The sequence below is a fragment of the Vibrio quintilis genome (assembly GCF_024529975.1).
Classification (GTDB): Bacteria; Pseudomonadota; Gammaproteobacteria; order Enterobacterales; family Vibrionaceae; genus Vibrio; species Vibrio quintilis.
Window position 1 is genome coordinate 776,546 of the sequence record NZ_AP024897.1, and the last position, 12,214, is coordinate 788,759.

At 45.3% G+C, this 12,214-nt stretch carries 12 protein-coding genes; 11 read left to right on the forward strand and 1 reads right to left on the reverse strand.

All coding sequences use genetic code 11. From position 1 onward, the window contains the following. Positions 1-14 precede the first annotated feature (14 nt). Positions 15-479 carry a ClpXP protease specificity-enhancing factor gene (sspB, locus tag OC443_RS03820; RefSeq protein ID WP_200796893.1) on the forward strand — a complete coding sequence of 155 codons (465 nt, stop codon included), beginning with the start codon at positions 15-17 and terminating at the stop codon, positions 477-479. A 150-nt stretch (positions 480-629) separates the two neighbouring features. Then, entirely contained in the window at positions 630-1,067 is a 438-nt protein-coding gene (tnpA, locus tag OC443_RS03825; protein WP_073580231.1) for an IS200/IS605 family transposase, read from the forward strand. Positions 1,068-1,154: 87 nt separating this feature from the next. On the opposite strand, the gene can is transcribed toward tnpA, so the two are convergent. Beyond that, the gene (gene can / locus OC443_RS03830; RefSeq protein WP_073580230.1) at positions 1,155-1,823 is read right to left on the reverse strand and encodes a carbonate dehydratase; all 669 of its coding nucleotides are present in this window, start codon (positions 1,821-1,823) and stop codon (positions 1,155-1,157) included. A gap of 330 nt (positions 1,824-2,153) precedes the next feature. Between can and OC443_RS03835 the strand changes: the two genes are divergently transcribed. The 9 genes from OC443_RS03835 to OC443_RS03875 all read left to right on the forward strand — a co-directional run bounded on the left by OC443_RS03835 (position 2,154) and on the right by OC443_RS03875 (position 12,198). Next, a complete protein-coding gene (locus tag OC443_RS03835) occupies positions 2,154-3,068 on the forward strand; it encodes an ABC transporter ATP-binding protein (RefSeq protein WP_073580229.1) in 915 nt (304 codons plus the stop codon). Positions 3,069-3,075: 7 nt separating this feature from the next. Continuing rightward, the gene (locus OC443_RS03840; protein ID WP_073580341.1) at positions 3,076-3,846 is read left to right on the forward strand and encodes an ABC transporter permease; all 771 of its coding nucleotides are present in this window, start codon (positions 3,076-3,078) and stop codon (positions 3,844-3,846) included. Positions 3,847-4,118: 272 nt separating this feature from the next. Continuing rightward, a complete protein-coding gene (gene yiaK / locus OC443_RS03845) occupies positions 4,119-5,123 on the forward strand; it encodes a 3-dehydro-L-gulonate 2-dehydrogenase (RefSeq protein WP_073580228.1) in 1,005 nt (334 codons plus the stop codon). A 605-nt stretch (positions 5,124-5,728) separates the two neighbouring features. Next, on the forward strand, positions 5,729-6,730 hold the full coding sequence (yiaK, locus tag OC443_RS03850) for a 3-dehydro-L-gulonate 2-dehydrogenase (protein WP_073580226.1): 1,002 nt from the start codon (positions 5,729-5,731) through the stop codon (positions 6,728-6,730). A gap of 30 nt (positions 6,731-6,760) precedes the next feature. After that, positions 6,761-7,249: a TRAP transporter small permease gene (locus OC443_RS03855; RefSeq protein WP_073580225.1), complete on the forward strand. Its 489-nt coding sequence runs from the start codon at positions 6,761-6,763 to the stop codon at positions 7,247-7,249. Continuing rightward, positions 7,246-8,526, forward strand: a complete 1,281-nt coding sequence (locus tag OC443_RS03860) for a TRAP transporter large permease subunit (RefSeq protein ID WP_073580224.1) — start codon at positions 7,246-7,248, stop codon at positions 8,524-8,526. The genes OC443_RS03855 and OC443_RS03860 overlap by 4 nt, the downstream gene beginning before the upstream one ends. A 12-nt stretch (positions 8,527-8,538) precedes the next feature. After that, on the forward strand, positions 8,539-9,513 hold the full coding sequence (locus tag OC443_RS03865; RefSeq protein WP_073580223.1) for a TRAP transporter substrate-binding protein: 975 nt from the start codon (positions 8,539-8,541) through the stop codon (positions 9,511-9,513). 75 nt (positions 9,514-9,588) lie between these two features. Continuing rightward, positions 9,589-10,281, forward strand: a complete 693-nt coding sequence (locus tag OC443_RS03870) for an L-ribulose-5-phosphate 4-epimerase (protein WP_073580222.1) — start codon at positions 9,589-9,591, stop codon at positions 10,279-10,281. A gap of 426 nt (positions 10,282-10,707) precedes the next feature. After that, a complete protein-coding gene (locus OC443_RS03875) occupies positions 10,708-12,198 on the forward strand; it encodes an FGGY-family carbohydrate kinase (protein ID WP_073580221.1) in 1,491 nt (496 codons plus the stop codon). Positions 12,199-12,214 lie beyond the last annotated feature (16 nt).

Sequence of the window (12,214 nt, forward strand, 5' to 3'; positions counted from 1 at the left end):
ACTTCATGGATAATATGACTCCGCGTCGACCTTATATGCTCCGTGCATTTTATGATTGGCTGCTGGAAAATGATTTAACGCCTCATCTGGTTGTTGATGCAACACTTCCGGGGGTTCGTGTTCCTGTTGAGTTTATCCGCGATGGGCAGATTATTTTAAATATCGCTCCCCGTGCTGTTGGCCATCTTGAGTTGGGTAATGATGCCATTACTTTTCATGCCAGATTTGGTGGTGCGCCTCATTCAGTGATCGTTCCGCTCTATGCAGTTCAGGCTGTTTATGCCCGTGAAAACGGTGCTGGAACAATGTTTGAACCTGAAGACGCTTATGTACGTCAAATTGAAAACGCAGATGAAGAGCCGGGTGGTCTGGTTCGTGTTGACACTGATATGGAGGAGTCTTCTCTTTCAGTATCTGAAGATGATGGTTCAGAGCCATCGCGACCAAAAGGTAAGCCAAGCTTAAGAGTGATTAAATAAGAAAAAGCAGCCATCCGGCTGCTTTTTTAGTTGTCATCCCTAAACCACCGCCTTGGGCGGTGGTGATTGAACCTTGGGGCTATTGCCCGAAGAAATGCCCATGTTAGAAGTAAACCTCTTATTCACCACAAGTAAGAGGAAACAAAAAACATGGGCGACTATAGAAGTTCATCACATGTCTATTGGCGTTGTAAATACCATATAGTTTGGACGCCGAAATACAGATTCAAGATCCTGAAAGGTAACGTAGGTAAGGAGCTTTATCGCTCAATCTATATTTTATGCAATATGAAAGATTGCGAGGTCTTGGAACTAAATGTTCAGCAAGATCATGTTCATCTGGTTGTGATAGTTCCACCAAAAGTGTCTATCTCAACGTTGATGGGGATGTTGAAAGGACGTTCGGCAATCCGGTTGTTTAACAAATTCCCGCATATAAGAAAGAAGCTCTGGGGAAATCATTTTTGGGCAAGAGGTTACTTTGTCGATACGGTTGGCGTAAATGAAGAAATCATCAGACGTTACGTCAGACACCAAGATAAGAAAGATCAAGAATACGAGGCGCAGTTAGAGTTGAAGATGAACTAACAGCGCGAGAATGCTCCCTTTCAGGGGGCTGTAAACCAAAGCCGCCTTCTAAGAAGGCGGATTTTTACTATCCTTCTGTTCAGCGAATTACCGACAGAGCAGTTTATGCTCTGGGTTAAGAATCTTATTCATTGCTTCCTGGTAATTTTCTTCGACATCTTTTGCTGATTGGCAGCGAACGCCCAGATATTCTAATTTGCCGTCCTCAATGCCATAGACAACGCCGTGAAGCTGAATTTTTTGTCCCCGCTCCCAGGCATTTTGCAATATGGTTGAATTCCCGAGGTTATAGACCTGCTCTGCGACGTTAATCTCAGCCAGTTTATCAGAGCGTTCCTCCGGGGACATGTGGTTGAGATAATCCCGGTGTTTGAAATATAAATCTCTGATATGTAGCAGCCAGTTATTGATTAAACCCAGCTTAGGATTATCAATGGCGGCGTTTACCCCACCACAGTGGTAGTGCCCACATATCATGATGTGTTTAACTTTTAAAACATCGACAGCATATTGAACAACAGATAAACAGTTTAAATCGGTATGAACGACAAGATTTGCAACGTTTCTGTGAACAAATAATTCCCCGGAGTAAAGACCGGTAAGTCGCTCTGCAGGAACCCGGCTGTCAGAGCATCCAATCCACAGAAAATCAGGGTTTTGCCCTTCTGCCATTTTTGAAAAGTACTCAGGGTTCTCTTCTTTAATCGACTGGGACCACTTGGCATTATTTTCAAATAAGTGTTTTAACTTAGGCATCTTACGTTCCCTTAGTACATTTGTCGTAAGTTCATGTAGCGAAGACAATAATAACAAGGCTATCATATGGTTCCTTCATATGATGCCCGGGTCAATATACACAATATCAGGGGACTCGCCTAAATGTTTCTGTCTCATCTGATGAGTTGTTTTTCCAAAGAAAGATGAACCGGGTGAATCATCTGATGTGATATTTAGCCTGAAAATTTTCTTAAAGAGATGATGACTGTGAAAAGACAGTCAGTGGTGTTAGGGTTGAAATTTTAATCATCAGCCAACATATGAGTATCATTCAGCGAAACCCATATCGATGAGGTGCCAGCTTTCAGTATGAATGCATTAGTAATCGAAAATTTGAGAAAAACCTACGCAGGAGGTTTTGAAGCGCTTAAAGGGATCAGCCTTTCCGTGCAGAAAGGAGACTTTTACGCTTTATTAGGTCCGAATGGTGCAGGTAAGTCCACGACCATTGGTATTATTTCCTCTTTAGTAAACAAGACATCAGGAAAAGTTTCCATATTTGGTGATGATCTGGATGAACGTCTGGAACAGGCAAAGCTGAATATCGGTCTGGTCCCGCAGGAGTTTAACTTCAATCAGTTCGAGACGGTTGAACAAATCGTGCTGCAGCAGGCCGGATATTATGGTGTTGCCCGCAATGTTGCAAAAGAAAGGGCGCACAAGTATTTATCGCAACTGGATCTGTGGGAAAAGCGTAAAGAGCGGGCAAGAAACCTCTCCGGGGGAATGAAAAGACGTTTGATGATAGCCAGAGCCCTGATGCATGAGCCTCAGCTATTAATTCTGGATGAGCCGACAGCGGGCGTTGATATTGAGCTCAGGCGATCCATGTGGGATTTCCTGAAACTCATTAATGAACAGGGGGTGACGATCATTTTGACCACGCATTATCTGGAAGAAGCGGAAATGCTGTGCCGGAATATCGGTATTATTCACCGTGGTGAATTGATCGAGAACACCTCGATGAAATCACTGTTGAGTAAACTACAGGTGGAAAGTTTTATTCTCGATGTTGATAGTGATCCGGAAAAAATCCCTGAGCTGTCGAATGTACTGAAGCAGACATTTCATGGGGGATCTCTGGAAATCGAGGTTGGAAAAGAACAGGGTTTAAACCATATATTCAAACAGTTATCGGAGCATGGTATTCATGTGCTTTCTATGCGGAATAAAGCCAACCGTCTGGAAGAACTATTCGTAACTATTGTCAGTGAGCAGAAGTGAGAAAATGATGCATAAGCTTTACTGGACGGCGTTTTGCAGTTTATTAAGAAAAGAAATCATCCGTTTTGGCAGAATCTGGGTTCAGACACTGGTTCCGCCAGCCATTACCATGATGCTTTATTTTATTATTTTTGGTCAGTTGATCGGTTCCCGTATCGGAGAAATGCATGGTTTCAAATACATGGAATACATTGTTCCCGGGCTGATTATGATGTCCGTGATTACGAATTCATATTCCAATGTTGCCTCCTCTTTTTTCAGTGCCAAAATGCACCGGAACATTGAGGAGCTGTTAGTTGCCCCCGTACCGAACTATGTCATCATCTGGGGCTATGTGATGGGGGGCGTTGCCCGGGGGCTGTGTGTCGGTACGCTGGTGACCTGTGTTTCTCTGTTTTTCGTTCATTTGCAGGTGCACCACTGGGCCGTCATTATCACCACAATTTGTCTGACTTCTGTTGTCTTTGCACTTGGTGGGCTGATCAACTCTATTTATGCCAAAACATTTGATGATATTTCCATCATTCCGACGTTTGTCTTAACACCGCTGACTTACTTAGGTGGCGTTTTTTATTCACTCTCTTTACTTCCGGAATTCTGGCAGTATGTGTCGAAAATTAATCCGATCGTTTATATGGTCAATGCGTTTCGTTATGGCTTCTTAGGGGTGTCTGACGTCAGCATCTATATGTCTTTTGGTGTGCTGTGTGGTTTTGTCATTATTCTATATGCACTGGCGCATTATCTGGTGAAGAATGGGGTTGGATTAAGAACATAATCAAACGTTATCCATACTTGAAACGGGAGTCTCTTTGAGGCTCCCGTTTTTGGTTTACAGGGATATATACCCAAGCAACCTGAACCCTGCATCTTCAGGTTGTTTGGGTATAAGTAACTTTTGGGTTAATACAATCTTCGTAGATGCAGATAATTTTATTATTTAGGTATATTAAATCTCAGATTATGGCTCACAAAAAAGATTATTTAACATACCAATTTGATGAATCTGGCGTACTATCCGAAAATTTAGTCAAGTAATCATGGAGAAGAATGATGCCGGTTATTCCTTTAGAAGAGATTCAGGTGCGATTTAAGCAGGCACTGCTGAAGCGGGATATGCCACCTGAGTCCGCGGAAAAATTAGCCGCAGGTTTTGTTGAGATGGCCAATGAAGGTGTCTATTCCCACGGTATCAACCGGTTTCCGGTATTTATTTCTCAGGTTGATCAGGGGCATATCAATCTGAATGCGACGCCGGAATGCGTGAATAGTTTCGGCGCGCTTGAGCAATGGGACTGCCACCTTGGCCCCGGTATTTTAAACGGGCTGACCTGCAGTGAAAGAGCGATGGAACTGGCACGGGATTATGGGATTGGTATGGTCGCAATGAGAAATTCCAATCACTGGATGCGGGGCGGGACTTATGCACTGAAAATGGCCCGGGAAGGTTTTGCAGGTATTGCTGCAACTAACTCAATTGCCGTGATGCCTGCCTGGGGTGCCAAAGATTGTCGTATCGGAAATAATCCGCTGATGATGGCGATAGCCGGTGAGCCGCCGGTTTTGGTTGATTGCTCCATGAGCCAGTATTCGAATGGACAGCTTCAGAATCATGCTCTGGCTGGACAATCACTATCTGTTCCCGGAGGATTTGATAATGATGGCAATCCGACGACAGATCCGGACGTTCTGCTGGACAATAAACGCCTGATGCCGATGGGATTCTGGAAAGGATCCTCATTATCTATTGTGCTGGATATGATGCTGACAGCAATTTCCGGAGGCAATTCTGTCCGGGCCTTAACCGAAGATGTCGGTGCTGAGTTCGGTGTTTCACAGTTTCTGATTGCGATCGATATCAGTAAAACTATGGGGCAGGCGCAATTTAAACAGGAGATGCAGCGTATCAGAGCGTATGTGCTTGCTTCGGAGCCGGGAGAAACCGGTCAGGTTAAAATTGCCGGTTCCGGTATTCAGGCTTATATCGATAAACATCAGCTGCAGGGTGGTATTGAGATTCACCCGGAGATCTGGCAACAGATTCTCTCACTTTAATCTGTGATATTTTTCAAGAGGAGTCTTCGGCTCCTCTTCTGTGACTGGCCGTCGTGTTTTTTTTGCTGGTCCGCGATACGGGGTTAAACACGGGTCATCTTACATGTATGTCCAGCTTGTCATGAGAATACTGGCAGCAAGTACCAGGCTGAATTTAATAAAAAATAAAATGGGCTGAATTGTTTTCATGCGTCATTCCTTTCCGTTACAAATGTTTCTGTGTGATATTGAGTATTTTAATGATGTTATATGATTACGTAAATATATTACATAGTGACGTTTGTTTTTTGAACAAAATCACTTACATCAACCAAAATGTATTTTTATTACCGTCATCTGGTTACTGTATCTGTAAGCTGTGACGTTTTTATATACATCCAGTTCTGTTTATCTTTCTCCTGACCTCCTCTGATTTTATTGTGACGAACCCATCCATCATCATTTCTCTGCTCTGATCTTTAACTTTGTTGTTCCGTATTGTGGAACAAAATAGGTAATAAATTTCAAATTTAATCAATCGGCTCACAAAGTGAACAATTTTGTATTTCTGTTTTTGGAATAAGGAGTAGTATTTTTTCGTAATGTGGAATTGATTGGAGATAGACATGCCTCTTATATCTTTAAAAGAGTTACAGCACCAGTTTGAAAGCGCCTTAACAAAAAGAGGAATGCTGCCTGATTCGGCAGCGAAACTGGCCGCAGGGTTTGTTGAGATGGCGAATGAAGGCACGTATTCCCACGGAATTAACCGTTTCCCGGTATTTATCGATCAGGTTGATCAGGGACACATCAACCTGAATGCAACACCTGAATGTGTCAAAAGTATTGGTGCACTTGAACAGTGGGATTGTCATTTAGGCCCAGGTGTTTTAAATGGCCTGATTTGTTCAGAAAGGGCCATAGAACTGGCCAGAGAATATGGTATCGGCATGGTGGCGATGAAAAACTCGAACCATTGGATGCGGGGCGGAGCTTATGTTCTCAAAATGGCAAGAGCGGGTCTGGCCGGTATCGCATCAACGAACTCTATTGCTGTGATGCCAGCCTGGGGCGGAAAGGATCACCGGGTGGGAAGTAATCCGCTGATTATGGCGATGCCGGGAGATCCACCGGTTCTGGTCGATTGTTCAATGACGCAGTATTCCTACGGACAACTCCAGAACTATGTGCTGGCAGACAAAGAGTTACCTGTTGTTGGTGGTTTTGATGACGAAGGAAACCTGACCCGTGACCCGCATGTACTTTGGGAAAACAAACGGATGCTGCCCATGGGATTCTGGAAAGGTTCATCGATGGCAATTGTGCTGGATATGCTGATTACAGCAGTCAGTGGCGGCCATTCAGTGCCTGCGCTGACGGATGATGTCGGTGCCGAGTTTGGTGTGTCGCAGTTTCTGATAGCCATTGATGTCAGCCAAACAATGAATAGTCACCAGCTTGGTGAAGAAATGCAGCGTATTAAAGACTATGTACTGGCCTCTGAACCTGCTGAAAGTGGTCAGGTAATGATTGCCGGTTCTGAAATTGAACGTTTCATTGAGCAACATAAACAGCAAGGCGGTATCGAAATTCACGACGAAATCTGGCAGCAGATTCTTTCACTCTAGCATATATATTTTTAATGACTGGAGGCGTATATGCGTAACATATTGAAATGGATATGGAAAAGCATTGATATCATCATGGCTGCTATTTTGGTGGCAATGCTGATCCTGGTCTTTACTAACGTGATTTTAAGATACGGCTTTTCTTCCGGATTGAGGGAATCGGTCGAACTTTCAAGGATGGGGCTGGTATGGGTCGTTCTGCTTGGGGCCGTGATTGTCCTCAAGCGGGATGAGCACCTTGCCGTCACTGAATTCACTGAAAATCTGATGCCGCGCTGGGTGCCTTTTCTCCGGCGTATCGGCTGGGCGGTTATTTTGTTGTCAGTAGGTATGTTGTTCTATGGCTCTTTTAACCAAATGATGGACAACTGGCAGGACATCTCTCCGCTGACCGGACTGCCTTCCGCACTATTCTATCTTGCCGGGGCGATTTCCGGCGGCTTAATGAGTGTGCTGGCGCTGGGACGAATTTTCTCACCATCCTGGTTAACCGAAGAAAAGCCGGAGGATAAAGAATGACGCTTGCTATTTTTCTGGTCGTGCTGATTGTTTCCATCATCTTAGGCCTGCCTGTTGCTTTTGCGTTACTGCTGTCATCCATTGCGTTGATGATGCATATGGATCTGTTCAGCTCTGATATTCTGGCTCAGGCGCTCGTCAATGGTGTGGACAGCTTTACCCTGCTGGCGATCCCATTCTTCCTGATCGCCGGAGAAGTGATGTCGGCTGGTGGCCTCTCGACCCGGATTGTCCGGCTGGCAACCTGCTATGTCGGCCATATGCAAGGCGGACTGGGTTATGTTGCCATCATGACATCGGTACTGCTTGCTGGCCTTTCCGGTTCCGCTGTTGCTGATGCGGCTGCACTGGTCAGTATTCTTTACCCGATGATGAGAGCTGCAAAATATCCGGAAAGCTCCTCGATGGGGCTGCTGGCTGCCGGCGGTATTATCGCACCGGTTATTCCGCCATCTTTGCCCCTGATTCTGGTGGGTGTTGCTGGTGGTATTTCGATTAAGAACCTGTTCCTTGGCGGTATTGTGCCTGGTTTGTTAATGGGGATGACGCTGATGTTTGTCTGGGCCATGGTGGTTCGTTCTGAATCACTTGAAGTTCAGTCAAGAGCTTCAAAAGCTGAAAAGCGGGCAGCCCTGAAAGATGGTATCTGGGCGTTGTTGCTGCCGATCATCATTATTGGCGGTATCCGCTTCGGCATCTTTACGCCGACAGAAGCTGCCGTCGTTGCTGCGGTTTATGCCATTTTTGTCTCTTCAGTAATTTACAAAGAGATTAATCTGAAAAGTTTTTATCAGATTCTGCTGACGGCTGGCCGCTCGACAGCCATGGTGATGTTTTTAGTCGGTTGCGCCATGGTAGCTGCCTGGCTGATTACCGTCGCACAACTTCCCCAACAGCTGGCCCAGCTACTGGGACCACTGGTACAAAGCCCCCGTTTATTGATGGCAGTCATTATGCTCATGGTGCTGTGTGTCGGCATGGTAATGGATTTAAGTCCTTCCATTCTGATTTTGGTGCCTTTGCTGATGCCTGTGATCAAACAAGCCGGGATCGATCAAACATACTTCGGACTGATGTTTGTCATTAATTGCTCTATCGGGCTGATTACCCCGCCGGTGGGAACAGTGCTGAATGTGGTTTGTGGCGTGTCAAAAGTGCCGATGTCAAAAGCAGTAAAAGGCGTATTCCCGTTTATTCTGGCTTACGTTCTGCTGTTGATTCTGTTTGTGATTTTCCCGGGCATGATAACTATACCAATGAAATTTATTATCGGATAACGGAGAAACAACATGAAATCACTATTTAAAATTGCAGGTTTGACAGCAACATTGCTGCTGTCTTCTGCACCCGGTTATGCGACCACATTAAAGCTTGCGCATGCTGCACCCAAATCAGATTTGCAGCAGGATATGTCTCTGTTCTTCAAAAAAGAAGTTGAAGCACGTTCGCACGGTAGTCTTAAAGTGAACATCTTCCCGCAGGGTCAGCTGGGTAACGATAAACAGATGATTGATGGAACCCGGGCCGGCATTATTGATATTTCAATGGTGGGATTAAATAACTGGTCGGGACTCTTGCCTGAATCTGCCGCATTCACGCTGCCTTACATATTTCCGGATCGCCAGACCGCTTATAAAGTACTGGATGGCCCGGTCGGGAAAGAAGTGCTCACATCGATGGAGAAATTCGGCATTAAAGGTCTGGGATATCCTGAAAATGGCTACCGGAATATGACCAATAACCGCGGGCCAATCAGAACCCCTGAAGATGTTGCCGGGTTGAGAATGCGGGTGAACAGTTCAAAAGCACTCAGTGACATGTTTAACCGGCTTGATGCCAACCCGCAGCAAATACCGGTGGCTGAATTGTATACAGCACTGGAAACCGGTGTGGTCGATGCACAGGATCACCCGATTGGTGTGACGCTCTCATTTAAATTCTACGAAGTTCAGAAATATCTCAGCATGACACAGCATGCCTACTCACCTTTGGTGCTGACGATGAATCTGCGCAAATTTAAAAAACTGACGCCGGCAGAGCAAAAGGTGATTGCTGATGTTGCAAAAGATGCGGTTGAGATGCAGCGACAGCTAAGCATCAAAAAAGAAGATGAAATGATCGCTGAGCTGGAATCGCATGGTATGAAGGTGAACCGGGATGTGGATGGTGCAGCATTCCAGGCGGTTGTAAAACCGGTATGGAACAGTTTCATTAAAGCCAATGGCGATACCATGATTAATAAAATTATCAATGCGGAAAAATAATGAATCATGGCGTGCTGTATTTTTTATATCAGGCACGCCGTTTTATCGCATCTTGATTATTTTTGGGAGGAGATTATGTATTCCGAAATAAAACAAAAGGTATTAGAAGCGAATTTGAAATTGCCTGAATATGGTTTGGTGACGTTTACCTGGGGAAATGTTTCTGAAATTGACCGGGAAAATAATATCATTGCCATCAAACCATCCGGTGTTGAATATAATCAACTGAAACCGGAAGATATTGTTGTGCTGGATTTAGACGGTCATATCATTGAAGGCAAGTTAAATCCATCCAGTGATACCAAAACACATATTGAATTATACAAAGCATTTTCTGACATTGGCGGTATTGTTCACACTCATTCACGTCATGCAACTATCTGGGCTCAGGCCGGGCTTGATATTCCGGCACTGGGAACAACCCATGCGGATTATTTCTACGGCAATATTCCCTGTACCCGGCCACTGACACCTGATGAAATTGAACAGGATTACGAGAAAAATACCGGGCTGGTGATTGTTGAGGAATTTGCCCGCCGGGCAATTGATCCACAGGCCGTGCCAAGTGCAGTTATTTCCGGTCATGCACCATTTTGCTGGGGAAAAGATGCAAATGATGCCGTTCATAATGCGGTGGTGCTGGAAGAAGTTGCCCTGATGGCTTTAGGCACCCGTTCATTAAATTCAGGTATTTTTATTCAGAAAGAACTTTCAGATAAGCATTATTACCGTAAACATGGCAGTGATGCTTATTACGGGCAGAAATGAAAATGAATTAATTTATTCGCTTATCTGCTGTTTTATTTAATTTGTCTGTGTGGTTTTTATTTCGGTGAAATATCCGGAATGTACCTGTGTACTTGAATTTTATTACACGAAGAAATTCACTGTTTATACCCAAACAACCTGAAGATGCAGGTTTCAGTGAGATTTGTCCGGCTCTGAGACAAGGCACTGATTTGAAGACATAGTTATTCTACGTTGAAAATCAGTAACGCCGTATCAGAGCCTGACAAACTCACCCGCAGGGCGTGAGCTGAAAGGCACATTTCTGCGTCAAGAGAATTTGAAAGGTGGGTACATTCCTGCATTCTCTTTCCTTGAACTGTACCTTTCGGCTGCACGCTGAATCCTGCATCTTCAGGTTGCTTGGGTATACCGGCAGAATATTTTCTGAATGGTCTCGGAGGTTGTATGAATTATTATCTGGGCATTGATTCGGGCGGCACCATGTTAAAAGCCTGTTTATTTGATCGTCAGGGCAGGCAGGTTGCATTATATCGCGAAAATACCCGGGTTATTTGTGAACAACCCGGATGGGTCGAACGGGATGTTGAGCAATACTGGCAGGAAGCATGCCGGGCGATCAAAGGTGTGATTAGCCAAAGCGGTATTGATCCGGTTCAGATTAAAGGCCTGAGTATTTCAGCCCAGGGGAAAGGACTTTATCTGCTGGATAGAAACGGCAATGCACTGCGCAATGGCATTTTATCTTCTGACAGCAGGGCGATAGATATTGTCCGGCAGTGGCAATGTGAAGGGATTCCGGAAAGAATTTATCCACTGACGTTACAAACATTATGGACCGGCCATCCGGTTTCGATACTTCGCTGGATTAAGGTTCATGAGCCGGATGTGTACAACCGGACCGGGGCGATCCTGATGTCACATGATTACCTGCGTTACCGGATGACCGGCCGGGTGCAGGCTGAAATTACCAATATGTCTGAAAGTAATTTCTTTAATGCAGTGGATAAAAAATATGATCCCGAACTGCTGAAGATTTTTGAAATTGAAGAATCGGGGAGTGCTTTACCGGAACTGATTTACCCCACTGATTTATCGGGAAACATCACGGAAGAAGCTGCTGAAAAAACGGGGCTGGTTGCAGGCACGCCTGTGTATGGCGGGTTATTCGATGTGGTGTCAACGGCAGTTTGTTCGGGGATTAACTCAGATGAAACTTCCCTTAATTTTGTCATGGGAACATGGTCGGTGACCTCAGGCATTACCACGGACTCAGATCCCGGGGGAGATGAGCGATTTGTCTACGGGCAATACGCGATTCCCGGTGAGTATATTGTTCATGAGGCCAGTCCGACGTCTGCCAGCAACTATGAATGGTTTACGCCTTATCTTGGAGAAAACGGGGCTTTCAATCACCGTGAGAATGAGGCCTTGGTCGCAGCACTGCCGCCACTTGATGCCGATATTTTGTTTGTTCCTTTTCTTTACGGCTCTAACGCGGGTCTCGGGTTAAAAGCCTCACTCTATGGCGTGCAGGCGCATCATACCAAAGGACATCTGATTCAGGCGATCTGGAAAGGGATTCTGTTCTGCCACTATGTGCATCTGCAAAAAATGCTCAGACGTTTTCCCCGGATCAAGCGGCTGCGGGTGAGTGGTGGTTCCGCACAGTCTCTGACCTGGATGCAGATGCTGGCGGATATGACCGGTTTAACGCTTGAAATTCCATTGCTGGAAGAAACCGGCGCGATGGGGGCTGCACTGGTGTCGATGATCGGAGCGGGAGAGTACCCGGACTTCGGCCGGGCACTCGCCGCACTGGGTACTGAGGTGAAAGTGATTCACCCAAACCCTGAGTTGTATTCAGACTATCAGTCTCAGTTTTCCCGTTATGAACGCTATATCCGCTGCCTTCAGCAATTCGAAAACATGGTGTAAAAACAGAGGAGATCGT

Bases quoted from the DNA above. Each gene is read 5' to 3' on its own strand.
- sspB (WP_200796893.1), top strand. From the start codon at position 15: ATGACTCCGCGTCGACCTTATATGCTCCGTGCATTTTATGATTGGCTG.
- tnpA (WP_073580231.1), top strand. From the start codon at position 630: ATGGGCGACTATAGAAGTTCATCACATGTCTATTGGCGTTGTAAATAC.
- can (WP_073580230.1), bottom strand. From the start codon at position 1,823: ATGCCTAAGTTAAAACACTTATTTGAAAATAATGCCAAGTGGTCCCAG.
- OC443_RS03835 (WP_073580229.1), top strand. From the start codon at position 2,154: ATGAATGCATTAGTAATCGAAAATTTGAGAAAAACCTACGCAGGAGGT.
- OC443_RS03840 (WP_073580341.1), top strand. From the start codon at position 3,076: ATGCATAAGCTTTACTGGACGGCGTTTTGCAGTTTATTAAGAAAAGAA.
- yiaK (WP_073580228.1), top strand. From the start codon at position 4,119: ATGATGCCGGTTATTCCTTTAGAAGAGATTCAGGTGCGATTTAAGCAG.
- yiaK (WP_073580226.1), top strand. From the start codon at position 5,729: ATGCCTCTTATATCTTTAAAAGAGTTACAGCACCAGTTTGAAAGCGCC.
- OC443_RS03855 (WP_073580225.1), top strand. From the start codon at position 6,761: ATGCGTAACATATTGAAATGGATATGGAAAAGCATTGATATCATCATG.
- OC443_RS03860 (WP_073580224.1), top strand. From the start codon at position 7,246: ATGACGCTTGCTATTTTTCTGGTCGTGCTGATTGTTTCCATCATCTTA.
- OC443_RS03865 (WP_073580223.1), top strand. From the start codon at position 8,539: ATGAAATCACTATTTAAAATTGCAGGTTTGACAGCAACATTGCTGCTG.
- OC443_RS03870 (WP_073580222.1), top strand. From the start codon at position 9,589: ATGTATTCCGAAATAAAACAAAAGGTATTAGAAGCGAATTTGAAATTG.
- OC443_RS03875 (WP_073580221.1), top strand. From the start codon at position 10,708: ATGAATTATTATCTGGGCATTGATTCGGGCGGCACCATGTTAAAAGCC.